A 23,340-nucleotide genomic window follows, 5' to 3' on the forward strand; every position below is an offset into this window, starting at 1 on the left:
AACCGATCAGACAAGGACGAACACAGCGTGGTGGATCACTCCCCGACCGACGACTCCGGCGACTTCCGCATCGAGCACGACACGATGGGCGAGGTGCGGGTCCCCCGCGACGCCCTCTACGCCGCGCAGACGCAGCGAGCGGTCGAGAACTTCCCGATCTCGGGGGCGGGCCTCGAGCCGGCCCAGATCGCGGCCCTCGCCCGCATCAAGAAGGCGGCGGCGCTGGCCAACGCCGAGCTGGGCGTGCTCGACGCCGACATCGCCACCGCCATCGCCGATGCGGCCGACCTCGTCGTCGGGGGCGGCTACGACGCGCACTTCCCGATCGACGTCTACCAGACCGGCTCGGGCACGTCCTCGAACATGAACATGAACGAGGTGCTGGGCTCACTGGCGACCACGGCCCTCGGCCGCACCGTGCACCCGAACGACCACGTCAACGCCTCGCAGTCCTCCAACGACGTGTTCCCCACCTCGGTCCACGTCGCCGTCACCGGCGCGCTGATCGAGTCGCTGATCCCGTCTCTCGAGCAGCTCGCCGAGTCGCTCGAGGTCAAGGCGGAGCAGTGGGCCGAGGTCGTCAAGGCCGGCCGCACGCACCTGATGGACGCCACCCCGGTCACGCTCGGCCAGGAGTTCGGCGGCTACGCCGCGCAGATCCGCCTCGGCATCGAGCGCGTGCAGTCGGCGCTCCCCCGCGTCGCCGAGGTCCCGCTCGGCGGCACCGCGGTCGGCACCGGGATCAACACCCCCGCCGGCTTCCCGCAGAAGGTCATCGCGCGCCTCGCGGAGGAGACGGGCCTGCCCGTCACCGAGGCCCGCAACCACTTCGAGGCCCAGGGCGCGCGGGACTCGCTGGTCGAGGCCTCCGGAGCGCTGCGCGTGCTCGCGGTGAGCCTGACCAAGATCAACAACGACCTCCGCTGGATGGGCTCCGGACCCAACACCGGCCTCGGAGAGCTGCGGATCCCCGACCTGCAGCCCGGATCCTCGATCATGCCCGGCAAGGTGAACCCGGTGATCCCGGAGGCCGTCCTCATGGTCTGCGCGCGCGTGATCGGCAACGACGCCACCATCGCCTGGGCCGGCGCCTCCGGCGCCTTCGAGCTCAACGTCGCGATCCCGGTCATGGGGACGGCGCTGCTGGAGTCGATCCGCCTGCTCTCGAACTCGGCCGTGCTGCTCGCCGACAAGACCGTCGACGGCCTCGAGGCCGACGTCGAGCACGCCCGCGCGCTCGCCGAGTCGTCGCCCTCGATCGTCACCCCGCTCAACAAGGTGATCGGCTACGAGGCCGCCGCCAAGGTCGCCAAGAACTCGGTGGCGAAGGGCATCACGGTCCGCGAGTCCGTCGTCGACCTCGGCTTCGTCGAGCGCGGCGAGGTGACGGAGGAGCAGCTCGACAGCGCCCTCGACGTCATGTCGATGACGCACCCCGGCTGAGTCCGGATCTCCGACGGCCCGTCCCTGCGCTCGGCGCGGGGGCGGGCCGTCAGAGCACCAGCCAGAACCCCGCGAGCAGGAACGGCCCGAACGCGACCCGCCCGCGGACGCGCAGCACGAGCACCCCCAGTCCGGCCATCGCGAAGCCGACGGCGGGCGCGGCGGCGACCTGCTCGGGTCCGAGAGCCGCGAGCGGCGGCGCGAGGGCCGCCTGGAGCTTCACGTCGCCGAGGCCCAGACCGCCCACCGCGTGCAGCAGGCCCAGGCACAGCACCGTCGCGAGGACGGCGAGAAGCGTCCCCTCCGTGGGCGCGAGTGCGGCTCCGACCGCCAGCAGCGGGAGCGTGATCGCGTTCGGGAGCCGGTGCCCGCGCACGTCCGCCAGCACCAGCGGCACGCTCGCGAGTGCCACCGGGACGAGGCCGGGCGCCCGATCGAGGTGCGGGGCGGCGACCAGGAGGAGCACCAGGGCGCCCAGGAGCATGGCGGCCCGGTCGAGCAGAGGTCCGCGGAGCATCCGCCGAGACTAGAGCGCACCGCCACGGGCGCGTCGGAGTTCTCCACAGGGCGGCCCGCCGGAGTGCTCAGGCAGCGGTGGGTCCGACCCCCGGCCTCAGTCGCGCGGAGGCAGCGGTCCCAGCAGGAGCGACGCCCAGGCACCGTGCGCCGACGCGTCGTCGGAGGGGTGGAACTGCCCGGCCAGCACGTCGCGGTAGAGGCGGCCGAGCTCCGACCTGCGCTGGTACGCCGAGCCGCCCGCGATCCGGACGGCGCTCTCGACCACGTGCAGCGCTCCCTCCGTAGTGCGGATCTTCACCCCGACCAGCGAGGGGAACCAGCGCGCACCGCGGTCGACGAGCGCGTCCACGTCGGCCGCCGCCGAGCGCAGGGGCGCCTCGAGCCCGTCGAGCAGCATCCCGGCCTCCGCGACCCGGTGCCGCACCTCGGAATCCTCCGCCAGGGGCCGCCCGCCCGCCCGGAGGGACGTCCGACGGCGCACGGAGGCGACGGCGAGCTCGAGCGCGCGCTGCGCGACACCGAGGTAGACCGAGGAGATCAGCAGCTCGAAGGCCGCGAAGACGGCGAAGACGAAGGGGTCGGCGGTCGGTCCGACGGGCAGCGAGCGGATCATCCGCTCGCGAGGGACGACGACGCCGTCGAGCACCGTCGTGCGGCTCTGGGTCGCCCGCATGCCGAGCGTGTCCCAGTCGTCGCGGACCTCGAGCCCGGCGACCGGCGCCTCCGGGCTCTCGCGGTGCACGAAGCCGTGCACGAGGCGCGGCTCCGTCCCGCTGTCGTCGCGGCCGAACACACCGAGGCGCGTCCATGCGGGCGCGAGGGAGGTGAAGACCTTCGTCCCGGTGAAGCGGTAGCCGCCGTCGCCGAGCGGCTCCGCCCGCGTCAGCGAGTCCGAGAGCACCAGGTCGTTGCCCGCCTCGCTGTTGCCGAAGGCGAAGACGTGGCCCGCCGCGGCGTCGACGAGCACCGTGCGGAGGGAGTCGTCGCCCCGCTCGAGCAGGAGCCGTGCGATCCCGGTCCACACCAGGTGCATGTTGACGGCGAGCGCGGTCGCGGGCGCGGCGGTCGCCAGGCGCGTCTGCTCGGCGGCCGCCAGCTCCAGGCCGAGGCCAGCACCGCCGAGCTCCTCGGGGACGAGCAGCGCCAGGTACCCGATCGAGCGCAGCTCCTCCAGGTCGTCCGCGCAGAACGCGTTGCGCTCGTCGTAGTCGGCCGCGCGGGTGCGGAAGCGCTCGAGGAGCGCGTCGTCGAGGATGCTCACCCGTCCACGCTACGCCCCGGTGCCCGGGAGGGACGCGTCCGGCCCCGGGATCCTCGGATCCCGCGGGCCGGACGCGCCGGGTGCCCGTCAGGCGAGCTCGTTCGACTCCAGCATCTCGGTGACCAGCGCGGCGATCGCGGAGCGCTCGGAACGGGTGAGCGTGACGTGCGCGAAGAGCGGGTGGCCCTTCAGCGTCTCGATCACGGAGGCGACCCCGTCGTGCCGGCCGACCCGGAGGTTGTCGCGCTGCGCCACGTCGTGGGTCAGCACCACCCGGGAGTTCTGGCCGACGCGCGAGAGCACCGTGAGCAGGACGTTCCGCTCCAGGGACTGCGCCTCGTCGACGATCACGAACGCGTCGTGCAGCGAGCGCCCGCGGATGTGCGTGAGCGGCAGCACCTCGAGCATCCCGCGTTCGATCACCTCGTCGAGCACGTTCTGCGACACCAGCGCCCCGAGCGTGTCGAAGACCGCCTGCGCCCAGGGGTTCATCTTCTCGGCCGCGTCGCCGGGCAGGAAGCCGAGGTCCTGGCCGCCCACCGCGTAGAGCGGCCGGAAGACCATGATCTTCTTGTGCTGGCGCTTCTCCAGCACCGCCTCCAGCCCTGCGCAGAGCGCCAGCGCCGACTTGCCGGTGCCGGCCCGGCCGCCGAGCGAGACGATGCCGACCTCCGGGTCGAGCAGCAGGTCGATCGCGAGCCGCTGCTCCGCCGAGCGCCCGTGCAGGCCGAACACGTCCTTGTCGCCACGGACCAGCGTGATCTGCCGCTTGCCGGTGACCCTCGCGAGAGCGGAGCCGCGGTCGGAGTGGACGACGAGTCCGGTGTTGACCGGGATGTCGGCCACGACGTCCGTGAAGAGCCGCTCGCGGTCGTAGAGCTCGCTCATCGCGTCGCCGCCGAGCGTCACATCGTCCATGCCGGTCCAGCCGGACTCCGGGGCCTGCTCGGCCAGGTACTCCTCCGCGGCGAGGCCGATGGAGGCGGCCTTCACACGCATCGGCATGTCCTTGGACACGACGGTGACCGCGGCGCCCTCGCTCTGCAGGTTGAGCGCGACGGCGAGGATCCTCGCGTCGTTGTCCCCCATCTGGAGCCCGCTCGGCAGCACCGACATGTTCGAGTGGTTGAGCTCGACCCGGAGAGTGCCGCCCCGGCCGACGGCGATGGGGAAGTCGAGGCGCTCGTGCTGCACGCGCAGCTCGTCGAGGCGGCGCAGGGCCTGCCGGGCGAAGTAGCCGATCTCGGGATCGTTGCGCTTGCCCTCGAGCTCGCTGATGACGACGATCGGCAGCACGACGGCGTGCTCGGCGAACCGGAACATCGAGGAGGGATCCGACAGGAGCACCGAGGTGTCCAGGACGTAGGTGCGGAGGAGCTGATCGGCCGGATCCGAGGAGCCGTGCTGGACACGGCGGTGGACGCCGCCCTGCGTCCCGGTCTGCGGATCCATGCCCTGGGGAACTGTCACGACGACTCTCCACACTCCGGGGGCCGGAGCCCCCGGCTCATGTCCTCGAGCCGGTCTCATCGGTGCGTGTCGTGCACCGCGCAGTGTCCCTTCGGCGTCTGCGCGATGTCGAGCCGTACTTCTGTGGCCGTCTCGACCAGGCGCTGTACCTGATGACTCGAACCTAACCCGGCGAATGACATCCGTGTGCTTCTCACCGCTACGAATGTGTAACCAGTGTGTGAACGCGCGGAATCGGGCCTAGTAGTCGATGCTCGTGGCCGACGAGATCAGGGCGGCGCGGAGCAGCGCGAGGGTCTCGTCGGTGGTGCCGGCGTGCGCGCTGAAGCGGACGGTGCTCGGACGCAGGCGCGCGGTGACCCCGTGCGCGGCGAGGGAGGCGGCCAGCGGGGCCAGCTCCTCCGGCTCCGGCTCGACGACCACGATGCCGGCGCGCTCGTGCTCGCCGCGGGAGCCCACGACCGCCAGCCCGAACTCGTCCGCCAGATCGACGATCGCGCTGACCCGCTCCGCCACGAGCGCGGCGATCGTCGGCTGCCCGACCGCGGCGACCTCCTCCAGCGCCGACGCGAGCCGGGCCTGGGCGATCGGGTCCGGGTTGCTGATGCTGAACGCGCGGGCGTCGCCGCGCGGCGGAGCGACCTCGTCCCACGGCTCCGCCTGCTCCGATCCGGTCCAGCCGGAGAGCACCGGCGTCAGCCGCGACAGCGCCCGCTCGCTGAGCGCGAGGAAGCCCGTCCCCCAGCCGGCGCGGAGCCACTTCTGGCCGCCGGTGACGACCACGTCCGCCAGCTCGTAGGGCGCGTCGACGACGCCGAAGCCCTGGATGGCGTCGAGGACGAGCATCCGGTCGCCGATCACGTCGCGGATCGCTGCGACGTCCGCGAGGTAGCCCGTGCGGGAGTCGACCAGGCTCACCGCGACGGTCGTCACGTCGTCCGTCAGCTGCTCGCGGACCGCCTCCGGCGTCACCCGACCCTGCTCGGTCCGCAGCCACCGGGGCTCCACCGAGCCGAGGGCCTGCGCTGAGCGCACCGCCGCGAACGGCAGGCTCGGGAACTCGGCGGCCGACAGCAGCACCGCGCCCGAGGCGCCGAACAGCGCGTGCAGGAGGCCGGTCGAGGTGTTGGGCTGGAAGACGACGCGGTCGGCGGGGACGCGCACGAGCACCGCCGCGGCCTCCCGAACGCGCTCGTCCTGCCGGAACAGCTCGTCGAGGGTGCCGCTGCGCGCGCGCACCAGCAGCTCGACGGCCGCCTCCTGCTCGGCGGCGACGGTCGCCGAGAGCGGGCCCACCCGGCCGAAGTCGAGGTACCCGGTCTCTTCGCCGAAGCCGGCGAGGTAGTCCTCGGTCGTGGTCGAGGTGGCCTCGTTCGAGCTCATGCCGGCCCTTCCGGTCGGTGGTGCGGCGGGAGCCGCGAGGTCAGCTGCCGAAGCGGCGGTGCCGTCCGGCGTAGTCGCGGAGCGCGCGGAGGAAGTCGACCTCGCGGATGTCGGGGCCGAGCGCCTCCATGAAGTAGAACTCGCTGTGCGCGCTCTGCCAGAGCATGAAGTCGGAGAGGCGCTGCTCCCCCGAGGTGCGGATGACCAGATCCGGGTCGGGCTGCCCGCTGGTGTACAGGTGCTCGCCGATGAGCTCCGGGGTCAGCAGGCCCGCGACGTCCTCGATGGAGGACCCGCGCTTGCCGTGCTCCTCCAGGATGCTCCGCACGGCCTGGGCGATCTCGTGCCGGCCGCCGTAGCCGACCGCGAGGTTGACGTGCAGGCCCGTGTGGGAAGCGGTGCGCGCCTCCGCCGTGTCGAGCGCGGCCACGAGCGACGGAGGGAGGCCCTCGTCGGAGCCGACGTGCTGCACGCGCCAGTCGGGCTGCTGGGAGACCTCCTCGGCGAGGTCGGCGATGATCTCGATCAGCTCGGTCAGCTCGCTGCTGTCCCGCCCGACGAGGTTGTCCTGCGAGAGCAGGTAGAGGGTGACGTGGCGCACGCCGAGCTCGTCGCACCACTGCAGGAACTCGTGCACCTTGGCGGCGCCGGCCCGGTGGCCGTGCGCGGCGGTCTCGAGGGCCCGCTGCCGCGCCCAGCGCCGGTTGCCGTCGATGATCATCGCGACGTGGTTCGGCAGGGAGTCGGGGGGAAGGCTCGAGCGGAGGCGCTTCTTGTAGACGCCGTAGAGGAGGTCCCTTCCCACAGGCAGTCTCGGCTTCGGCACAGTGACACGGTAGTCGACCCGGGGCGCTCCTCGAAGCCCGGCGACGCTCGGCGTCGGCCCGGGGCGGCGTCGTAGTCTGTCCGGCATGAGCCAGCGGCCGACGCCTCCCCCGTCCGATCCCCGCGCCCGCACCGTCCGCGCCGGCGACCCCGTCGGAGCGGACGGCCCCGACCTGCCCGCCCTCCCCCTCGTCGAGGACGCGATCGAGCACGACTCCTCGGCGGAGGTCCGGCCCACCTGGCGCGGCTGGATCCACGCCGGCCTCTTCCCGGTCGCGATCGTCGCCGGAGTGGTGCTGATCGTCGTCGCGGAGGGGACCGCGGCGAAGTGGGCGGCCGCGGTGTTCGCGACCACGTCGCTCCTGCTCTTCGGGAACTCCGCTCTGTACCACCGCTTCGACTGGAAGCCGCGGACGAAGATGATCCTCAAGCGGATCGACCACGCCAACATCTTCCTGCTGATCGCCGGCACCTACACGCCGCTGGCCGTGCTCGCCCTGCCGCCCGCGCAGGGCACGCTCCTGCTGGTCCTGGTCTGGGCGGGGGCGCTGCTCGGGATCGGCTTCCGCGTCTTCTGGATCGGGGCGCCGCGCTGGCTCTACGTGCCGCTCTACCTGCTGCTGGGCTGGGCGGCCGTGATGTACCTCGGTCCGCTCTTCGAGGCCAGCGCGATCATGATGGTGCTCGTCCTCGTCGGCGGGCTCTGCTACTCCGCGGGCGCCGTGATCTACGGCATCAAGAAGCCGAACCCGGTCCCGGGCGTCTTCGGTTTCCACGAGATCTTCCACGCGCTCACGGCCGTGGCGTTCCTCTGCCACTGGACGGCGGCGCTGATCGTCTCGCTCCACCCCGCCTACAACGCGTAGCGGGACCCGAGTCCACCGCGGCGGGCCGGGCTCAGCTCCCGCTGCGCTCCGCCTCCTCGGCGTCGAGCCGCTCCTTCACCTGCGCGGTGTAGGTGGTGCGCCGCACGCGTCGGACCATGTCGAGCGCGAGGAGGACGGCGGCGAGGGCGATCACGAGCATCGTGACGAAGCCGAAGAGGCCCGGCGTGACCGTGTCCTCGTTGAACTCGGGACCCGGAGTCGGCACCGTCGTGGAGGCGAGGACGACGGCCCGCTGGGCGCCCTCGAGCAGCCCGGCGATCACGCGCGCACCTCGTCGGCGACGACGACGCCGGAGCCGTCGGGCTCCGGCGAGACCGGGGCCTCCCCCGAGGGCTCGGGGTCGGGAGCGATCGGCGGGACGACCGCGGTCGGGCCCGGGGCGAGCTCGGCCAGGTCTAGACCGGCGAAGAGATCGGTCTCGGGCGTCGGCGCGTCGACCCGGCTCTCGACGAGCTGGAAGTCGTCGGTCGGCCAGGCGGCGTCGATCGCCTCGTGCGGGAGGAAGAAGAAGGCGTTGTCCGGAGCGACCTGGCTGGCGTGCGCGAGCAGGGCCGCATCGCGCCGGTCGTGGAAGCCGGAGATCACGACGCGCGTGGTCGCGAGGTACGGGGTGTCCTCGTTCCAGCGCTTCATCTCCTCGAAGACCGACAGGCGCGGGTCCTCCGGGTCGATCGAGCGCAGGTGCTCGGCGATCGCCCGCAGCTTCTGGCCGCTGAAGACGCGGTCGTAGTACAGCTTCGAGATCGACCACGGAGCGCCCGTGCCCCGGTACTCCTCGGCGAGGCCCGCCGCGCGGTACGCCTCGACGGCGACCCGGTGGGCGCGGATGTGGTCGGGGTGCGGGTAGCCGCCGTTCTCGTCGTAGCTGATGATCACGTGCGGCCGGAACCGGCGGACCAGGCGCACGAGCGGAGCGGCGGCGGTGGCGAGCGGCAGGCCCGCGAACGAGGCGGCGTCGACCTTCCCGTCCTCGGGCATCCCGGAGTCCACGAAGCCGAGCCAGGCGTGCTCGACGCCGAGCGCCTCGCGGGCGGCGGCCATCTCGTACCGGCGGAGGCCGCCGATGTCGCGCTCGGCGTGCGCGCGGGCCTCGAGGCCCTCGTTCAGCACGGAGCCGGCCTCGCCTCCGGTGCAGGAGACCACCATGACCTCGGCGCCTCGCGAGGCGTAGGCGGCCAGCGTCGCCGCGCCCTTGCTCGACTCGTCGTCCGGATGGGCGTGCACGGCGAGGAGGCGCGGAGTGTCCCGCACCTCCGAATCGACGGAGACCTCGACGGCCTGGGACACGATCGCTCGATTCCTCGGGGTTTAATGGGCTCGGCGCTCCCGTCCGCGAAGGACGCGCGCCACCCGTCCAGAGTAGACGCATCACCCAGGGAGTTCCGTGGCCGCCCGCACGTCCGAGAGCGTCGAGGGAGCCGCCGCGCCCGCGCTCGATCCGGACGCGGTCCGCGCCGCCGGATTCCTCGCCACCCGCTACGGCCGCACGACGCGCACCCGCCGCGGCAACAGCTGGCTCTTCGGCGGCGTCGCGCTCGCCTTCGTCGCCGTCTTCGCCGCCTGGGTGATCTGGGCCGGACTCGACGGAGCGCGCGGCGGAGTGGACGTCCAGGACACCGCGCACCAGGTCGTCGACGACCGCACCGTCACCGTCTCCTTCGACCTCACCGCGCCCGTCGGCCGCGAGGTCGCCTGCGCGGTCCAGGCCCTCAACGAGCAGTCCGCGGTCGTCGGCTGGCTGGTCGTGGAGTACCCCGCCTCGACGGAGCGCTTCCGCTCGTACACGGAGACGGTCCGCACCACCGAGCTGGCGAACACAGGTTTGATCTCCTCCTGCTGGCTCCCGTAGGCTTGCCCGAAGCCCTGACGGACTCGTCGGGGCCTCGCCATTCCCACCGCCGCCTGACGCCGGCCGTCCCCACCGCCGGACGCGGACACCTCCGCACGGTGCTGCCGGGCGCCGCGAGCGCGGCCCGCAGAGCAGGAGCCCACCATGGCCGACCAGTCACAGGTGACCTGGATGACCCAGGAGTCGTACGACCGTCTCGAGGCGGAGCTCACCGAGCTGTCCACCAACGGACGCGAGGAGATCGCCAAGCGCATCGAGGTCGCCCGCGAGGAGGGCGACCTGAAGGAGAACGGCGGCTACCACGCCGCGAAGGACGAGCAGGGCAAGATCGAGGCCCGCATCCGCCAGCTGACCTCCCTCCTCCGCGAGGCCGAGATCGGCACGCCCCCCGAGAGCCACGGAGTCGTCGAGGCCGGCACCATCATCACCGCCGAGATCGCCGGCGACGAGTCCCGCTTCCTCCTCGGCAACCGCGAGATGGCCGGCGAGAGCGACCTCGACGTCTACAGCCCCCAGAGCCCCCTCGGCTCGGCGATCATGGGCCTGAACGTCGGCGACACCGCCCGCTTCACGGCACCCAACGGGCGGGAGATCGAGGTCCGCGTCGCCAACGTCGAGACCTGGTCCGGCCACTGATCGCACGTCGCGGTGTTCTCCGCGGCGTTGTCGTCGGGCGCGATACCGCCGGTATCGCTTCCTCCTCCGCCTTGCGGAGAACACCGCGACGCACGATCAGCCCTCACCAGACAGGGGGACGCCGGCTCCGCGGCGTTGTCGTCGGGCGCGATACCGCCGGTATCGCTTCCTCCTCCGCCTTGCGGAGAACACCGCGACGCACGATCAGCCCTCACCAGACAGGGAGACGCCGGCTCCGCGGCGTTGTCGTCGGGCGCGATACCGCCGGTATCGCTTCCTCCTCCGCCTTGCGGAGAACACCGCGACGCACGATCAGCCCTCTCTGAACGGGAGCGGGGCGCCGGCTCCGCACCGACGACGTCGGGCACGACACCGCCGGTATCGGCTTCCTCCTCCGCCTGAGGGAGTTCACCGCGACGCACGCTCAGCCTCTCCGAGCAGAGGACGCCGGCCACGCGGGGGGACCGCGGACGCGGCGCCCGAGAGCGGTCAGTTGCGGGAGATGCGGGGGGCGTAGCCGGCGTCGGTGAGGACCTGGATGACGCGGTCGGCGTGCTCGGGGCCGCGGGTCTCGACGCTGATCTCGATCTCCACCTCGCTGATCTGCAGGCCCCGGCCGTGCCGGGTGTGCAGCACCTCGACCACGTTGGCGTTCGCCTCCGAGATGAGCTCCGCGATGCGCGACAGCTGCCCCGGACGATCCGGCAGCCCGATGCTCATCTTGAGGTAGCGCTCCGACGCGGCCAGGCCCCGGCTGATCACCCGCTCCATCATCAGCGGATCGATGTTTCCGCCCGAGAGGATCACCGCGGTCGCTCCGGCGTCGCGGATCTTCCCGGTCAGGATGGCCGCGATGCCCACCGCGCCCGCCGGCTCCACCACGAGCTTCGCCCGCTCCAGCAGCACCAGCAGAGCCCGGGCGATGTCGTCGTCCTCCACGGTGACGACCTCGTCCACCATCTCGCGGATGATCGCGAAGTTCAGCTGCCCCGGCTTCGCCACCGCGATGCCGTCGGCGATCGTCGGGGAGATCGTGATCGCGGTCGGCTCGCCGCTCGCGAGCGAGAGCGGATACGGTGCCGCATTCGCCGCCTGCACGCCGATGACGCGGAGCGTGCGCCCCTCCTCGGCCGCCTTCTGCTTGGCCGCCGACGCGACTCCGGCGATGAGGCCGCCTCCGCCGATGGGCACCACGATGGTCTCGACGGCGGGGGCCTGCTCGAGGATCTCGAGGCCGACCGTGCCCTGGCCGGTGATCACGTCGGGGTGGTCGTAGGGCGGCACGAAGACCGCGCCGGTGCGCTCGGCGAACTCCGCCGCCGCGGCGAGCGCCTCGTTGAAGATGTGGCCGCTCAGGACCACGTCCGCTCCGTAGTCGCGGGTGGCTGCGAGCTTGGGCAGCGCGACGCCGATCGGCATGAAGATCGTGGCCTTGATCCCCAGCTCCCGCGCCGCGTAGGCGACGCCCTGCGCGTGGTTGCCGGCCGAGGCCGCCACGACACCGCGGGCCCGCTCCTCCGGGGTGAGCCGCGACATCCGGAACACCGCTCCGCGGATCTTGTAGGAGCCGGTGCGCTGGAGGTTCTCGCACTTGAGGAACACGGGCGAGCCGAGGACCTGCGCGAGGAAGGTGCTCGTCTCCATGGGGGTGGCGGCGATGACGGGGGCGAGGACGGCGCGGGCCGCCTCGTACTCGTGGAGGGCGGGTCCGACGACGCGGCTAGTCTGCATTCTCTGCGGCAACTCTCTCGGGGGTTCGGGTCGGCGAGCGCCAGGCTCCGCTCGCCACGTACTTGACCATGACGTTGAGCGTGGCCACGACGGGCACCGCGAAGAAGGCTCCGGCGATGCCGCCGATGATCGAGCCTCCGGCCACCGCGAGCACGACGGCCAGCGGGTGGACCTTGACCGCCGATCCCATGATCAGCGGCTGCAGGATGTGGCCCTCGAGCTGCTGCACCGCCAGGACGACGATCAGCAGGAAGAGAGCGATCAGCGGCCCGTTGTAGACCAGCGCGATGAAGACGGCCAGCGCTCCCGTCACCACGGCGCCGATGACGGGCACGAAGGAGCCGAGGAAGACCAGCACGCCGATCGGGATCGCGAGCGGGACGCCGAGGAGGAAGGAGCCGAGGCCGATGCCGACCGCGTCGACGAACGCGACCAGGATCTGCACCTTCACGAAGTTCGTGAGCGTCACCCACCCGGCGCGACCGGCACCGTCGACGGCTCCGCGGGCGCGGCGCGGGAAGAGGCGGACGACCCAGCTCCAGATGTTCGGCCCGTCGATGAGGATGAACAGCGTCGAGAAGAGGGTGAGCAGCACGCCCGTCAGCAGGTGGCCGACGGTCGAGCCCACGCTGAGCGCCCCGCTGACCACCATCCCCGAGTCCTGCTGCAGGGCCGTGAGCGCCTGCTGCGCGTACTGGTTGATGTCGGTCTCGGTGAGGTGGAGCGGCGACTCGAGGAGGAAGGCCTTGAAGTCGTCGTAGGACTGCACGGTCTGCCGGCTGAGGTCGTCGAAGCCGGAGTAGACCTGGGTGACGACGAGGAACAGGAGCCCGCCGATCACCACGACGATCCCCAGCTCCGCCAGGACGACGGCGGCCCACTTGGGCCAGCGGTGCCGCTGGAGGAAGCTCGAGAACGGCACGAGCAGAGCGGCGATCACGATCGCGAGCAGGAGCGGGATGACGATCAGCCGCAGCTCGATGACGAGCAGCACGAGCACCGCGAGCGCCGCGACCACGACGAGGACGCGCCAGGCCCAGGCGCCCGCGATGCGCATCCCGTCGCTCACGAAGGCCGAATCGGCGACGGGAGCGGGCCGGGAGGGAGTGGCCGGGGCGACGGGCGCGACGGGCTGGACGGCGCGCGGGCCGGAGGTGCGGCGGGACCTGCCGAGTCTCATCTACCCAGACTAGGCCCCGGCGCATACCCCGCGCGGTATCCCCGGGGAGCGCTCATGCGGCGGCGCCGACCGCCGCCTGCTCCGGTGCCGGGCCGACCGCGACCGGGCGCCGCGCGGGCAGCACGCCGACCCGCTCCCCCGGCTCGAGGCGGTGCCCCGACGCGTGCTGGACGGTGACCTCCTCACCCGTCGACAGCCGGACGGTCGAGCGCCGCACCGGACCCAGGAAGCTCGAGGCGAGGACGACTCCGGGCAGGGAGTCGGGAGCGCCGTCGGCCACGACGGCGAGATCCTCGGGGCGGAGGAACACCGAGACGGGCCCGTCCGCCGCCGCCGCGTCGACGAGCGGCAGGCGCACGCCGAGCGCGAGGACCGATCCCGACGAGACCGTCCCCGCGACCACGGTCGAGAGGCCGACGAAGCGGGCCGTGAAAGCGGTCGCCGGGCGCGCGTAGAGGTCCTCCGGTGCGCCCAGCTGCTCGATCCGCCCGGCGTTCATCACCGCGACGCGGTCGGCGACGGCGAGCGCCTCCTCCTGGTCGTGCGTGACGAAGAACGTGGTGATGCCGATCTCGGACTGCAGGCGCTTGATCTCGTCGCGCAGCTGGACGCGGACCTTCGCGTCCAGGGCCGACAGGGGCTCGTCCAGCAGCAGCACCCGCGGCCGCGTGACGAGGGCGCGCGCGAGCGCCACCCGCTGCTGCTGGCCGCCGGAGAGCTCGTGCGCGTAGCGGTCGCCGAGGGCGCCGAGGCCCACGACCTCCAGCGCCTCCCCCGCGGCCGTTCGGCGCTCGCGCGCCCCGACTCCGCGGGTGCGCAGCCCGAACTCGACGTTCTCGCGCGCCCGCAGGTGCGGGAAGAGCGAGTACGACTGGAAGACCATGCCCATGTCGCGCTTCGCGACGGGGACGTGGGCCACGTCCTCCTCGTCGACGAGGATCCGCCCCGCGTCGATCCGCTCGAGACCGCTGAGAGCGCGCAGGGCGGTGGTCTTGCCGCAGCCGGAGGGGCCGAGCAGCGCGATGAACTCGCCCGGGGCCACGTCGAACGAGACGCCGTCGAGCGCCCGCGCGGAGCCGTAGTGCCGCTCCACGTCGACGAAGCGCACGCGGGCGCCGGGGAGAGTGGGAGCGGTCACGAGGAGCCTTTCCAGGAGCGCGCCCGGCCCGTCGGCAGGCCGATCCGCGCGAGGCGGCCGATCCCGAGCAGGAGGGCGAAGGCGAAGAGAAGGGAGAGCAGCGAGAAGATCACGGCGACGTAGGCGTCGGACTTCGACACCTGCACCAGGCCGGTCTGGAGAGTGGTGCGACTGAGGAGCGAGGCGATCGTGTACTCGCCGAGGACGACCGCGACGGTGATCAGCGCGGCCGCGACCAGGCCCCGGCGCAGGTTCGGCAGGAGGACCCTCCCGAGCACCGCGAGCGGGCCCGCGCCGAGCGAGCGGGCCGCCTCCGAGAGCGTCACGGCGTCGAGCCCGGCGAGGTCCGCCGCCACAGCGCGGTAGGCGTAGGGCAGGACCAGCACCCCGTAGGCGAGAGCGAGCGTCCACGGCGCGGAGCCGGCGACCCGGGTGACGACGGAGTAGACCGGCGCGAGGCCGACGACGAGGACGATGGCGGGCACGGTCAGCGGGAGCAGGCAGACCAGCTCCAGAGCCCGGCGCAGGCGCGGGAGCCGGATCTCGACGAGCAGCATCGTCGGCACCAGCAGGACCAGGACGATGAGGGCGGTGACGACGGCGAGGACCAGCGAGTTGCCGATCCCCTGGAACAGCGAGCGGTAGGCGCGCTCGTTCTCCGGGTCGAGGATCCCCGTCCAGTGCGAGAGGTCGTGGCCGCCGGCGCCGCGGAGCGTGAACTCCGCCATCGCGACGATCGGGACGGCGAAGACGAGCCCGGTGATCACGAGCACCGCCCAGGACAGGAGCCGCGCGGGCCTCATCGCTGCCACCGCCGGGCTCGGCGCTGCAGCAGCGCGTACCCGGACATCAGGACCACCATCACCGCGAGCATCCCGAGCGCGAGGGCGCCCGCGAGGTTCTCGCGGCCCAGCACCGTCTCGCTGACCAGCGCGGCGCGGATCTGCAGCGGCACGATCTGCGCGCCCTGGCTGATCAGCGCCGCCGCCGTGGCGAAGGACGAGAACGCGTTCGCGAACAGCAGCAGCACGCAGCCGAGGAACGACGGCGCGAGCACCGGGACGGCCACGTGCCGCCAGTAGCCGAGCCGGCCCCCGCCGAGCACCGCGTTGGCCTCGGCCCACTCCGGACGCAGGCCCTCGAGCGCGGGCAGGAACGTGAGCACCATCAGGGGCACCTGGAAGTAGAGGTAGGGCAGGACGAGCCCGGGCAGCTGGTAGAGCCACACGCCGTCGGCGTAGAGGTCGACGCCCGCTCCGGCGAGGAGGGTGGTCACCAGTCCCTGCACGCCGATCGTCGCGATGAACGCGAACGCGAGCATCACGCCGCCGAACTGCGCGAGGACGCTCGCCGCCGCATCGACGACGGTCCGGAGCGCCCCGCGCGGATCGGAGCCGAGCAGCGCCAGGCACACGACCGCGCCCAGCACCGCGCCGACGACGGCGGTGACGGCCGAGAGCCCGAGCGACGCGCCGAAGGCGGACACCACGACGGGATCCGCGAGCGCCAGCACGTTCGCCGTGGTGAAGCGGCCGTCTCCGTCCGCGAATCCGGTCGCCACCGCGAGGACCGTGGGAACGGCCAGGAACAGCAGGACGTAGAGCGCGAAGGGGGCGACGCCCAGCACGGCCGGGGCACCGCGCCGTCCCCGGGGCGCGGACGCCCCGGAGACGGCCTCGGCGGGAGCGGTGGTCACTGGATCGCCGCGGCCCACTTCTCGGCGAGGAGCGACGAGGCCGCCTCGGTCTGCTCCTCCGTGAACTGGACGAGGTCGGAGGGAGCGGCGCCGACGGCGTCGAGCGCGTCCTGGTCGACGGTGCCGGCCTCGGTCATCGCGGCCAGGCGCACCGGGTAGGCGCCGGCGGCGAGGTAGAGGTTCTGCGCAGCGTCGGAGTAGAGGTACTCCTGCCAGAGCCGGGCGGCCGCGGGGTGCGGAGCATCGGCGTTGACCGCCTGGTTGTAGTAGCTGCCGACGGCGGAGCCGGCGAGGACGGTCGTGGTCCACTCGCGGGTGCCCTCGTTCGCCTTCCCGGCGGCGAGGTTGTTGTAGCTCCAGTCGAAGACGACCGGGGTCTCGCCCGAGGCGATGGTCGCGTCGGTCGGGTCCAGCGGCAGGAAGTTGCCGGCGTCGTTCAGCTTCTCGAAGAAGTCGATCCCCGCCTGGACGTCGTCGGCGGAGCCCCCGGACTGGAGGGCCGCGAGCTGCACCGCGGCCGCCGCGGCTCCCGCCTGGGTCGGGTCGCCGTTGATCGCGACCGAGCCGCGGTAGTCGGCGCCGAGGAGGTCCTCGAGCGACGTGGGCGCGGGCACCGCGTCCGCGTCGAATCCGATCGACATCAGGCCGGTGTAGTCGTTGACCCAGAGGCCCGACTCCTCCTTGTTCCCCTCGGGGATGTCGTCCCACGACTCGACCTTGTACGGCGCGAACATGTCCGTGTTCGCCAGCGCGACGGCCGGCCCCAGGTCGAACACGTCGGGAGCGGTGTCCTGCCCGGCGAGGTTCTCGGCCGTGCTGATCTCCTCCGCGGAGGAGACGTCGGGGTCGGCGGAGTTCACGGTGATGCCGTACTCGTCCTCGAAGCCGCTGATCAGCTCGCCGTAGTTCGCCCAGGTGTCGGGCAGGGCGATGACGTTGAGCTCGCCCTCGGCCTTCGCGGCCTCGACCAGGGCGTCCAGCCCGCCGAGGTCCGCGGCGGACGTGGCGGACGCGGCGTCCGCGCCGCCGCCGTCGGACGAGGCGGTGGCGCCGCCGGAGCAGGCCGAGAGCGTGAAGACGAGGGCGGTGCCGGCGGCGGCGACCGCGGCGGTGCGCGACAGGCGCTGAATGGTCAAGGGTCCTCCAGGAGTCGGGTGGGCCGCCCCGGTGGGACGGCCTCGGGCACGGTAGGAGCGCCGCGAGTCGGCGAGGGAGCGCGGCGGTGAATGCCGGGAAAACGCCGGGGGCCGAATCGGGGACGGCGGTGTCGGGGGCGTTCGCTAGCGTGGGCGGACCATGACCGAGCAGCTCTCCCCCGCGCTGGCGCGCCGCATCGCCCTGGCGGCGCAGGGGTTCGGCGTCCCCCGGCCCTCCCGGGTCGACGCGCGCCGGGTGCGCGCCGCCGTGGACCGGATCCGCCCGCTCCAGCTCGACTCGGTGAACGTCTTCGAGCGGAGCCACTACCTGCCGCTGCTCGCGCGGCTCGGCCCCTACGACCGCTCCCTCCTCGACGCCGCGGCCTTCTCCCCGGACGGCCCCTACGTCGAGTACTGGGCCCATGAGGCCGCCCTCGTCCGCCGCGAGGACCTCCCGCTCTACCGCTGGCGGATGAAGCACTACCGCCGGGTCCGCCTGCCCGAGCACGAGGGCTGGGCCCACGAGAACCGCGCCACCCTCGACTGGCTCCGCGCCGCGCTCGCCGACGGTCCCCTCCGGGCCTCCGAGATCGAGCACGAGGCCAACGTCCGCACGGGCCCCTGGTGGGGCTGGTCCGACATCAAGCGCGGCCTCGAGGTCCTGTTCCGCTGGGGCGAGGTGGTGACGGCGGGGCGCACGCGCTTCGAGCGCTCCTACGGGCTCGCCGAGCGGCTCCTCCCGCGCGAGGTGCTCGACGCCGAGGTGCCCCTCCCCGACGCCGTCCGCGAGCTCGTGCGCAGGGCGGCGCGGGCCCACGGGATCGGCACCCTCGGCGATCTGGCCGACTACCACCGGCTGCTCCGGTCCCCCACCCGCGTCGCGATCGACGAGCTGGTCGAGGCGGGCGAGCTCGAGCCCGTCGAGGTGCGCGGCTGGGAGCGGGGCAGGAGGCCGGTGCCGCTCTGGCGCCACGTCGACTCCCGTCGTCCCCGCACGCTCCGGGCGGACGCACTCCTCTCGCCGTTCGACCCCGTGGTCTGGCACCGCCCGAGGGCGGAGCTGTTCTTCGGCTTCCACTACCGGATCGAGATCTACACCCCGGCCGAGCAGCGGGTCCACGGCTACTACGTCCTCCCCGTGCTCCTCGACGACGTGATCGCCGCCCGGGTCGACCTCAAGAGCGAGCGCAGGCGCCGAGTCCTCCTCGTGCAGGCCGCCTGGCTCGAGCCGGGGGCTCCGTCCGGCACGCCGGAGCGGCTCGCCGCACTGCTGGTCGAGGCGGCGGGCTGGCAGGGCCTCGACGCCATCGAGGTCGTCGGCCGCGGCGACCTCGCGGCAGCCCTCGCCGTCGCGCTGAGGAGGACCGCGTGAGCGCGCCCGGCGGCGTCCTGGCGCTCGCGCTCTCGGAGCGCTGCGTCGCCCATCTGCTCGAGCGCGGGACCGTCGTCGGGGTCGGCACGGGCGAGCTCGCCCACGCGGCCGGGGTCTCCCTCCGGACCTTCCACCGGTACCTCGGCAGCAAGGAGGACTGCGTGCGCCCGGTGCTCGCCGCCGCGATCGCGGCGATGGGACGCGCCCTCCTCGAGCGTCCGCCCGCCGAGCCGCTCAACGCGGCGCTCGGCCACGCCTTCGCCGCGGCGGCCTCCGGTCCCCAGCTCGACCGCACGCTCCGACTCATCCCCCTGCTCACCGAGACGTCGGCGATGCGCGCCGTCTGGGCCCAGTCCCTGCACGACGGCGAGGAGGCGCTGACGCCGTTCCTCGCGGAGCGGATGGGGCTCGGCCGCACCTCCCGGCACCGGGCGGCCGTGCTGGCCACCGTCGTCCTCGCCCTGGTCCGGCGAGCGCTGGTCGACGCGGCCGCGAGCGGCACCGACCCGGCGCCGGTCTTCGCCGAGTACCTGACGACCGTCGACGGCGGACCGCTCGCGGCTCCGACCGGCTGACGTCCCGTCCGGCGCGGTGACACGTGCACCGCGGCCCCGAGGCGTGATCCGGGCGGGGCGGCGATCGACGACGGGGCGGCTGCCGGAGGGACCCGCTAGAAGCGCGAGCCCATCTCGGAGAGGCGGGCGACGCGGTCCGCGATCGGAGGGTGGGTCGCGAAGAGGCGCGCGACCACTCCCGGCTTCGACGGGTCGGCGATCCACAGGTGCGCCATCGAGCTGTTCTGCCGCTGCATCGGGCGTCCCGCGGACTCGAGCTTGAGGAGGGCGCGGGCGAGGGCGTCGGGGTGGCGGGTCGTCAGCGCGCTCGTGGCATCGGCGAGGTACTCGCGCTGACGGGAGATCGAGAGCTGCACGACCGAGGCGACGATCGGCGCGAGGACCATCGACACCAGCCCGACGATCAGGAGCGCCGGGTTGCCCCCGCCGTTGCCGTTGCCGCCCCGCCCGAAGAAGGCCAGGCGGAGGAAGGCGTCCGAGAGGAAGCCCACCGCGACGACGAGACCGAACACGATCATCGAGACGCGGATGTCGTAGTTGCGGACGTGGCCCAGCTCGTGGGCCATCACGCCCTCCAGCTCGGCGTCGTCCATGATCGCGAGCAGGCCGGTCGTCGCGGCGACGACGGCGTGCTCGGGGTCGCGGCCGGTCGCGAACGCGTTCGGCGCCGGGTCGTCGATCAGGTAGACCTGCGGCATCGGGGTGCCCGTCGCGATCGAGAGGTTCTCGACGATCCGGTACAGTCTCGGCTCGTCCGCCTTCTCCACCGGAACGCCGCCGCTGAGCGCGACCGCCTGGCGAGCGGCGAAGAAGTACTGGAAGAACGCGTAGGCGGCGGCGATCACGAGCACCACCACGACGATCGTCGTGCTGCGGTAGACCGCTGCCGCCAGGGCGCCCAGGCCGCCGATGACCGCCAGGAAGAGGACGAGGATCAGGACCGTGTTGCGCTTGTTGCGGGCGATGGCGCTGTACACGGCGGCTGCCTAGAACTGGACGCGGGGGGGCTCCGAGATCGCGGCGAGATCGCCGACCTCGAAGAACTCGCGCTCCGAGAACCCGAGCCGGCGCGAGAAGAGCGTGTTCGGGAAGACCTTCACCTTGGTGTTCATCTCGCGCACGCCGCCGTTGTAGAAGCGCCGGGCCGACTGGATCTTGTCCTCGGTGTCGACCAGCTCGCCCTGCAGCTGGAGGAAGTTCTGGCTCGCCTGCAACTGCGGATACGCCTCCGCGACCGCGAAGATCGACTTCAGCGCACTCTGCATGTGGTCCTCGGCGACCGACGCCTCCGCCGGGCCCTGGGCCTGCAGCGTCTCAGCGCGCGCCTGCGTCACCGACTCGAAGACCTGCCGCTCGTGCGAGGCGTAGCCCTTCACGGAGTCGATCACGTTGGGGATCAGGTCCGCGCGGCGCTTCAGCTGGACGGTGATGTCGCTCCACGCCTCGTCCACGCGGACGTTGAGGGTGACCAGCGAGTTGTACGTCGCCCAGAGGTACACCCCGAAGATGACGACGAGCGCGACGACGACGATGAGCGGGACGAGCCATTCCATGCCGACCAGTGTAGGGACGGAGCGCTCCCCGGCACCTGTCGATGAGGCGCATTCGCAGGGGCGGGTCGGGCCTACTTGAGGGTCTTCTGCAGCAGGACGGTGCTGAGCCAGCGCTCGAACTTGAAGCCGACCCGGCCCATGCGGCCGACCTCGACGAATCCGAACTGCGCGTGCATCGCCAGCGAGGCCTCCGCGCCCTTGTCGGCGATGACGGCCATGATCTGCCGGATCCCCACCGCCTTCGCGCGCTCGAGGAGCTCGGTCATCAGCGCGCGGCCGAGGCCCTTCCCGGTGGAGGCCGCCCGCAGGTAGATCGAATTCTCCACGGTGAAGCGGTAGGCGCGCTTGGACGACCACGGCGACACCATCGCGTAGCCGAGGATCTGGCCCGACGGCGAGACGGCGACGATGAAGGGCAGCCCGAGCTTCTGGTTGCGGGAGAACTTCGTCCGCCACTCCTTCAGCGTCGAATCGTCCTCGTCGAAGGTCACCACCGTGTTGCGCACGTAGTGGTTGTAGATCTCGCGGATGTCCGGGAGGTCGGCGTCGCGGGCGTCGCGGATCTCGAACGAGAAGCCGGGCTCGGGAGGCGGCGCCTTCCGCAGGTGCGGCGGCAGGACGCGCCGGCTCTCGTACTCTTCCTCAAGCATCCGGCTCCCCTTCGGCTCCGCCCATCGATCCGGGCCAGCGTAGCCGCCCCAGGGGCGAGCGCCCGGTCACGCGAGAGCGCTCCAGTCGACCGGCTCCGCGCCGCGCTCCTCCAGGAGGGCGTTCGCGCGGCTGAACGGCCGGGAGCCGAAGAAGCCCCGCGAGGCCGACAGCGGGCTGGGGTGCGCGCTCTCGATCACTCCGGCCTCCCCCAGCATCGGGCGGAGCGACGCGGCGTCGCGGCCCCAGAGGATCGCGACGAGAGGCGAGTCCCGTGCGGCCAGGGTGCGGATCGCGTGCTCGGTGACCGCCTCCCAGCCCTTGCCGCGGTGCGAGGCGGGAGAGCCGGGGGCGACCGTGAGGACCCGGTTCAGCAGCATCACGCCGCTCGACGTCCAGCCGCTGAGGTCGCCGTGCTCGGGCGGCTCGACGCCGAGGTCGTCGCGGAGCTCGCGGTGGATGTTCTGCAGGCTCCTCGGCAGCGGGCGCACGTGGCGCTCGACTGCGAAGGACAGCCCGATCGGGTGCCCGGGTGTCGGGTACGGGTCCTGTCCGACGATGAGGACGCGCACGTCCGAGAGCGGGGCGGCGAAGGCGCGGAGCACGTCGCGGCCCGCCGGGAGGTAGGGCCGGCCGGCCGCGACCTCGCTGCGGAGGAAGTCGCCCATCGCGGCGATGTCCCCGGCGACCGGGGCGAGCGCCTCCGCCCAGCCCCGGTCGATCAGTCCCGAGGCGGCGAGCTCCGCGAGGTCCACCGGGTCAGGTCGCCGCGAGCGTCGCGACGACGACTCCGGCGTCGCTCCCGCTCACGCGCCACACCGAGCCGGCGCCGCCGACGCGGAGCGCGCCGGTGCCGACGATCAGCACAGTGGACTCGTCGAGCGCGACGCCGCCGTCGACCAGGCCCGCCTCGACGGCGGCGACCAGGCGGCCGAGGGTGCCCCACTGAGCGGCGTGCACGTCGACCGTCACGTCGATGAGGCCGATGCCCTCGAGCACCGTGACCTCGTCGAGCTCCTCCGCCGCGCCCTCCGGGGCCACGGCGACGCCGCCGATCCGGTGGCCGCCGACGAGGGCGCGGTCGGCCGCGACGGCGGCTCCCGCCGAGTAGCCGGCGTACGGCACACCGGAGGAGACGAGGTCGCGCAGGCGCGGGAAGCAGGCCTCGAGGGCGTCGCGGTAGGCCGGCGTCAGCCCTCCGCCGACGAAGACCCCGTCGACGTCGTCGAAGACCGCGGGATCGATCCGGCCGCCCTCCGGCTTCATCACGGCGAACGCGTCGAGCGGGCCGACCGTCGCGAGCAGTGCCGCGTAGCCGGCGTAGGCCTCGGGGCCGAGTCCGTCGTGGACGACGACGATCGCGATGCGCGGGCCCTCGATCCGGCCGGCGTCGACGGCGTGGGCGCGCGCCTCCGCGAGGAACGCCCCGTACAGCTGCTGGTCGTGCTCGACGCCGCCTCCGCCGCCGATCAGGTGGACGCTCACTCGTCGTCCTCGGCGAGGGCTCCGTCCACCGGGGGCAGGGCCGACCAGGGGAAGACGATCCAGCGCGGGGTGCGGCGCCAGAAGAAATCGGGTTCGAGGACCGTGCGCGGCTTCGTGTAGAGGGTCACGGTGCGCACCTCGGCGCCCATCGCGCGGATGAGCTTCACCGAGAGGGCGAGGGTGTGGCCGGAGTCGGAGACGTCGTCGACCAGGAGGATGCGCTTGCCGCGCACCGACGCCTCGTCGAGCAGCGGCGGCAGCACCACGGGCTCCGCCAGGCGCGCCTCGACGCCGGTGTAGAACTCGACGTTCAGCGCCCCGCAGCTCTTGATGCCGAGCGCGTAGGCCACGGCGCCCGCGAGCAGGAGACCGCCGCGCGCGATGGCGACGACCAGCTCCGGCCGGTAGCCCGACGCGACCACGTCGTCGGCCAGGTGCCGAGCGGCGTCGCCGAACTCGAGCCAGCCGAGCACCTCCTTCTCCGTGGCGGCGAGGAGGGCGGCGGAGTCGTCGGCGTCGGAAACCATGAGGGACAGGCTAGGCCGTCGCGGGC

Annotated in this window: 25 protein-coding genes; 6 read left to right on the forward strand and 19 right to left on the reverse strand. The window is 72.8% G+C overall.

Annotation, left to right across the window (positions count from 1 at the left end):
- Window positions 1-27 precede the first annotated feature (27 nt).
- Entirely contained in the window at window positions 28-1,443 is a 1,416-nt protein-coding gene (locus C5C24_RS01045) for an aspartate ammonia-lyase (protein ID WP_104277199.1), read from the forward strand.
- Window positions 1,444-1,492: 49 nt separating this feature from the next.
- Here C5C24_RS01045 and C5C24_RS01050 read toward each other — a convergent pair whose 3' ends face one another.
- The 5 genes from C5C24_RS01050 to C5C24_RS01070 all read right to left on the reverse strand — a co-directional run bounded on the left by C5C24_RS01050 (window position 1,493) and on the right by C5C24_RS01070 (window position 6,881).
- Complete coding sequence (locus tag C5C24_RS01050) at window positions 1,493-1,960, reverse strand: prepilin peptidase (protein ID WP_104304073.1); 468 nt, start codon at window positions 1,958-1,960, stop codon at window positions 1,493-1,495.
- A 96-nt stretch (window positions 1,961-2,056) separates the two neighbouring features.
- A complete protein-coding gene (locus tag C5C24_RS01055) occupies window positions 2,057-3,223 on the reverse strand; it encodes an acyl-CoA dehydrogenase family protein (protein WP_104304074.1) in 1,167 nt (388 codons plus the stop codon).
- Between the two features lie 87 nt (window positions 3,224-3,310).
- A complete protein-coding gene (locus C5C24_RS01060) occupies window positions 3,311-4,675 on the reverse strand; it encodes a PhoH family protein (protein ID WP_104224423.1) in 1,365 nt (454 codons plus the stop codon).
- A 258-nt stretch (window positions 4,676-4,933) separates the two neighbouring features.
- Entirely contained in the window at window positions 4,934-6,076 is a 1,143-nt protein-coding gene (locus tag C5C24_RS01065) for an aminotransferase class V-fold PLP-dependent enzyme (RefSeq protein ID WP_104304075.1), read from the reverse strand.
- Window positions 6,077-6,116: 40 nt separating this feature from the next.
- Complete coding sequence (locus tag C5C24_RS01070) at window positions 6,117-6,881, reverse strand: isoprenyl transferase (RefSeq protein WP_308470806.1); 765 nt, start codon at window positions 6,879-6,881, stop codon at window positions 6,117-6,119.
- Between the two features lie 106 nt (window positions 6,882-6,987).
- On the opposite strand from C5C24_RS01070, the gene C5C24_RS01075 reads away from it, so the two are divergent.
- A complete protein-coding gene (locus tag C5C24_RS01075; protein WP_104280899.1) occupies window positions 6,988-7,767 on the forward strand; it encodes a hemolysin III family protein in 780 nt (259 codons plus the stop codon).
- Between the two features lie 31 nt (window positions 7,768-7,798).
- Here the strand turns inward: C5C24_RS01075 and C5C24_RS01080 are convergent, their stop codons facing one another.
- Window positions 7,799-8,050, reverse strand: coding sequence for a hypothetical protein (locus C5C24_RS01080; RefSeq protein WP_244248096.1), 252 nt, complete (start codon window positions 8,048-8,050; stop codon window positions 7,799-7,801).
- Window positions 8,047-9,075 carry a mycothiol conjugate amidase Mca gene (gene mca, locus C5C24_RS01085; protein WP_308470807.1) on the reverse strand — a complete coding sequence of 343 codons (1,029 nt, stop codon included), beginning with the start codon at window positions 9,073-9,075 and terminating at the stop codon, window positions 8,047-8,049. Before mca ends, C5C24_RS01080 begins: the two co-directional genes overlap by 4 nt.
- 97 nt (window positions 9,076-9,172) lie before the next feature.
- Here mca and C5C24_RS01090 point away from each other — a divergent pair, with 97 nt between their 5' ends.
- Entirely contained in the window at window positions 9,173-9,637 is a 465-nt protein-coding gene (locus C5C24_RS01090) for a DUF4307 domain-containing protein (protein ID WP_104304076.1), read from the forward strand.
- 144 nt (window positions 9,638-9,781) lie between these two features.
- Complete coding sequence (gene greA, locus C5C24_RS01095) at window positions 9,782-10,273, forward strand: transcription elongation factor GreA (RefSeq protein WP_104225519.1); 492 nt, start codon at window positions 9,782-9,784, stop codon at window positions 10,271-10,273.
- 489 nt (window positions 10,274-10,762) lie between these two features.
- Here greA and ilvA read toward each other — a convergent pair whose 3' ends face one another.
- The 6 genes from ilvA to C5C24_RS01125 are packed head-to-tail and all read right to left on the reverse strand — an operon-like array spanning window position 10,763 to window position 17,154.
- Window positions 10,763-12,004 (reverse strand): threonine ammonia-lyase, encoded by a 1,242-nt coding sequence (gene ilvA, locus C5C24_RS01100; RefSeq protein ID WP_104275265.1) that lies wholly within the window; start codon window positions 12,002-12,004, stop codon window positions 10,763-10,765.
- Window positions 11,994-13,184, reverse strand: coding sequence for an AI-2E family transporter (locus C5C24_RS01105; protein ID WP_104304077.1), 1,191 nt, complete (start codon window positions 13,182-13,184; stop codon window positions 11,994-11,996). Before C5C24_RS01105 ends, ilvA begins: the two co-directional genes overlap by 11 nt.
- 52 nt (window positions 13,185-13,236) lie before the next feature.
- Window positions 13,237-14,322 carry an ABC transporter ATP-binding protein gene (locus tag C5C24_RS01110; protein ID WP_104280902.1) on the reverse strand — a complete coding sequence of 362 codons (1,086 nt, stop codon included), beginning with the start codon at window positions 14,320-14,322 and terminating at the stop codon, window positions 13,237-13,239.
- Window positions 14,319-15,125: an ABC transporter permease gene (locus C5C24_RS01115; RefSeq protein WP_104304105.1), complete on the reverse strand. Its 807-nt coding sequence runs from the start codon at window positions 15,123-15,125 to the stop codon at window positions 14,319-14,321. The genes C5C24_RS01110 and C5C24_RS01115 overlap by 4 nt, the downstream gene beginning before the upstream one ends.
- On the reverse strand, window positions 15,122-16,018 hold the full coding sequence (locus C5C24_RS01120) for an ABC transporter permease subunit (RefSeq protein WP_104304106.1): 897 nt from the start codon (window positions 16,016-16,018) through the stop codon (window positions 15,122-15,124). The genes C5C24_RS01115 and C5C24_RS01120 overlap by 4 nt, the downstream gene beginning before the upstream one ends.
- A complete protein-coding gene (locus C5C24_RS01125; protein WP_104304078.1) occupies window positions 16,015-17,154 on the reverse strand; it encodes an ABC transporter substrate-binding protein in 1,140 nt (379 codons plus the stop codon). Before C5C24_RS01125 ends, C5C24_RS01120 begins: the two co-directional genes overlap by 4 nt.
- A gap of 160 nt (window positions 17,155-17,314) precedes the next feature.
- Between C5C24_RS01125 and C5C24_RS01130 the strand changes: the two genes are divergently transcribed.
- Together C5C24_RS01130 and C5C24_RS01135 are read left to right on the forward strand one after the other, a co-directional pair.
- Entirely contained in the window at window positions 17,315-18,526 is a 1,212-nt protein-coding gene (locus C5C24_RS01130) for a winged helix-turn-helix domain-containing protein (protein ID WP_104304079.1), read from the forward strand.
- Complete coding sequence (locus C5C24_RS01135) at window positions 18,523-19,101, forward strand: TetR/AcrR family transcriptional regulator (RefSeq protein ID WP_104280905.1); 579 nt, start codon at window positions 18,523-18,525, stop codon at window positions 19,099-19,101. Before C5C24_RS01130 ends, C5C24_RS01135 begins: the two co-directional genes overlap by 4 nt.
- Before the next feature lie 95 nt (window positions 19,102-19,196).
- Here the strand turns inward: C5C24_RS01135 and C5C24_RS01140 are convergent, their stop codons facing one another.
- The 6 genes from C5C24_RS01140 to C5C24_RS01165 all read right to left on the reverse strand — a co-directional run bounded on the left by C5C24_RS01140 (window position 19,197) and on the right by C5C24_RS01165 (window position 23,314).
- A complete protein-coding gene (locus C5C24_RS01140; RefSeq protein WP_104304080.1) occupies window positions 19,197-20,078 on the reverse strand; it encodes a M48 family metallopeptidase in 882 nt (293 codons plus the stop codon).
- Window positions 20,079-20,087: 9 nt separating this feature from the next.
- Window positions 20,088-20,654 carry a LemA family protein gene (locus C5C24_RS01145; protein ID WP_104304081.1) on the reverse strand — a complete coding sequence of 189 codons (567 nt, stop codon included), beginning with the start codon at window positions 20,652-20,654 and terminating at the stop codon, window positions 20,088-20,090.
- Between the two features lie 71 nt (window positions 20,655-20,725).
- Window positions 20,726-21,304: a GNAT family N-acetyltransferase gene (locus tag C5C24_RS01150; protein ID WP_104275272.1), complete on the reverse strand. Its 579-nt coding sequence runs from the start codon at window positions 21,302-21,304 to the stop codon at window positions 20,726-20,728.
- 66 nt (window positions 21,305-21,370) lie between these two features.
- Window positions 21,371-22,057, reverse strand: coding sequence for a uracil-DNA glycosylase (locus C5C24_RS01155; RefSeq protein WP_104304082.1), 687 nt, complete (start codon window positions 22,055-22,057; stop codon window positions 21,371-21,373).
- A 4-nt stretch (window positions 22,058-22,061) separates the two neighbouring features.
- Window positions 22,062-22,787: a peptidase S51 gene (locus C5C24_RS01160; protein ID WP_104304083.1), complete on the reverse strand. Its 726-nt coding sequence runs from the start codon at window positions 22,785-22,787 to the stop codon at window positions 22,062-22,064.
- The gene (locus C5C24_RS01165; RefSeq protein ID WP_104224441.1) at window positions 22,784-23,314 is read right to left on the reverse strand and encodes a phosphoribosyltransferase; all 531 of its coding nucleotides are present in this window, start codon (window positions 23,312-23,314) and stop codon (window positions 22,784-22,786) included. The genes C5C24_RS01160 and C5C24_RS01165 overlap by 4 nt, the downstream gene beginning before the upstream one ends.
- Between the last annotated feature and the right edge of the window lie 26 nt (window positions 23,315-23,340).

It is taken from the genome of Rathayibacter sp. AY2B3 (genome assembly GCF_002931755.1).
Lineage (GTDB): Bacteria > Actinomycetota > Actinomycetes > Actinomycetales > Microbacteriaceae > Rathayibacter.

Bases quoted from the DNA above. Each gene is read 5' to 3' on its own strand.
- C5C24_RS01050 (WP_104304073.1), bottom strand. From the start codon at position 1,960: ATGCTCCGCGGACCTCTGCTCGACCGGGCCGCCATGCTCCTGGGCGCC.
- C5C24_RS01060 (WP_104224423.1), bottom strand. From the start codon at position 4,675: ATGGATCCGCAGACCGGGACGCAGGGCGGCGTCCACCGCCGTGTCCAG.
- C5C24_RS01065 (WP_104304075.1), bottom strand. From the start codon at position 6,076: ATGAGCTCGAACGAGGCCACCTCGACCACGACCGAGGACTACCTCGCC.
- C5C24_RS01075 (WP_104280899.1), top strand. From the start codon at position 6,988: ATGAGCCAGCGGCCGACGCCTCCCCCGTCCGATCCCCGCGCCCGCACC.
- greA (WP_104225519.1), top strand. From the start codon at position 9,782: ATGGCCGACCAGTCACAGGTGACCTGGATGACCCAGGAGTCGTACGAC.
- ilvA (WP_104275265.1), bottom strand. From the start codon at position 12,004: ATGCAGACTAGCCGCGTCGTCGGACCCGCCCTCCACGAGTACGAGGCG.
- C5C24_RS01105 (WP_104304077.1), bottom strand. From the start codon at position 13,184: ATGAGACTCGGCAGGTCCCGCCGCACCTCCGGCCCGCGCGCCGTCCAG.
- C5C24_RS01115 (WP_104304105.1), bottom strand. From the start codon at position 15,125: ATGAGGCCCGCGCGGCTCCTGTCCTGGGCGGTGCTCGTGATCACCGGG.
- C5C24_RS01130 (WP_104304079.1), top strand. From the start codon at position 17,315: ATGACCGAGCAGCTCTCCCCCGCGCTGGCGCGCCGCATCGCCCTGGCG.
- C5C24_RS01145 (WP_104304081.1), bottom strand. From the start codon at position 20,654: ATGGAATGGCTCGTCCCGCTCATCGTCGTCGTCGCGCTCGTCGTCATC.
- C5C24_RS01150 (WP_104275272.1), bottom strand. From the start codon at position 21,304: ATGCTTGAGGAAGAGTACGAGAGCCGGCGCGTCCTGCCGCCGCACCTG.
- C5C24_RS01165 (WP_104224441.1), bottom strand. From the start codon at position 23,314: ATGGTTTCCGACGCCGACGACTCCGCCGCCCTCCTCGCCGCCACGGAG.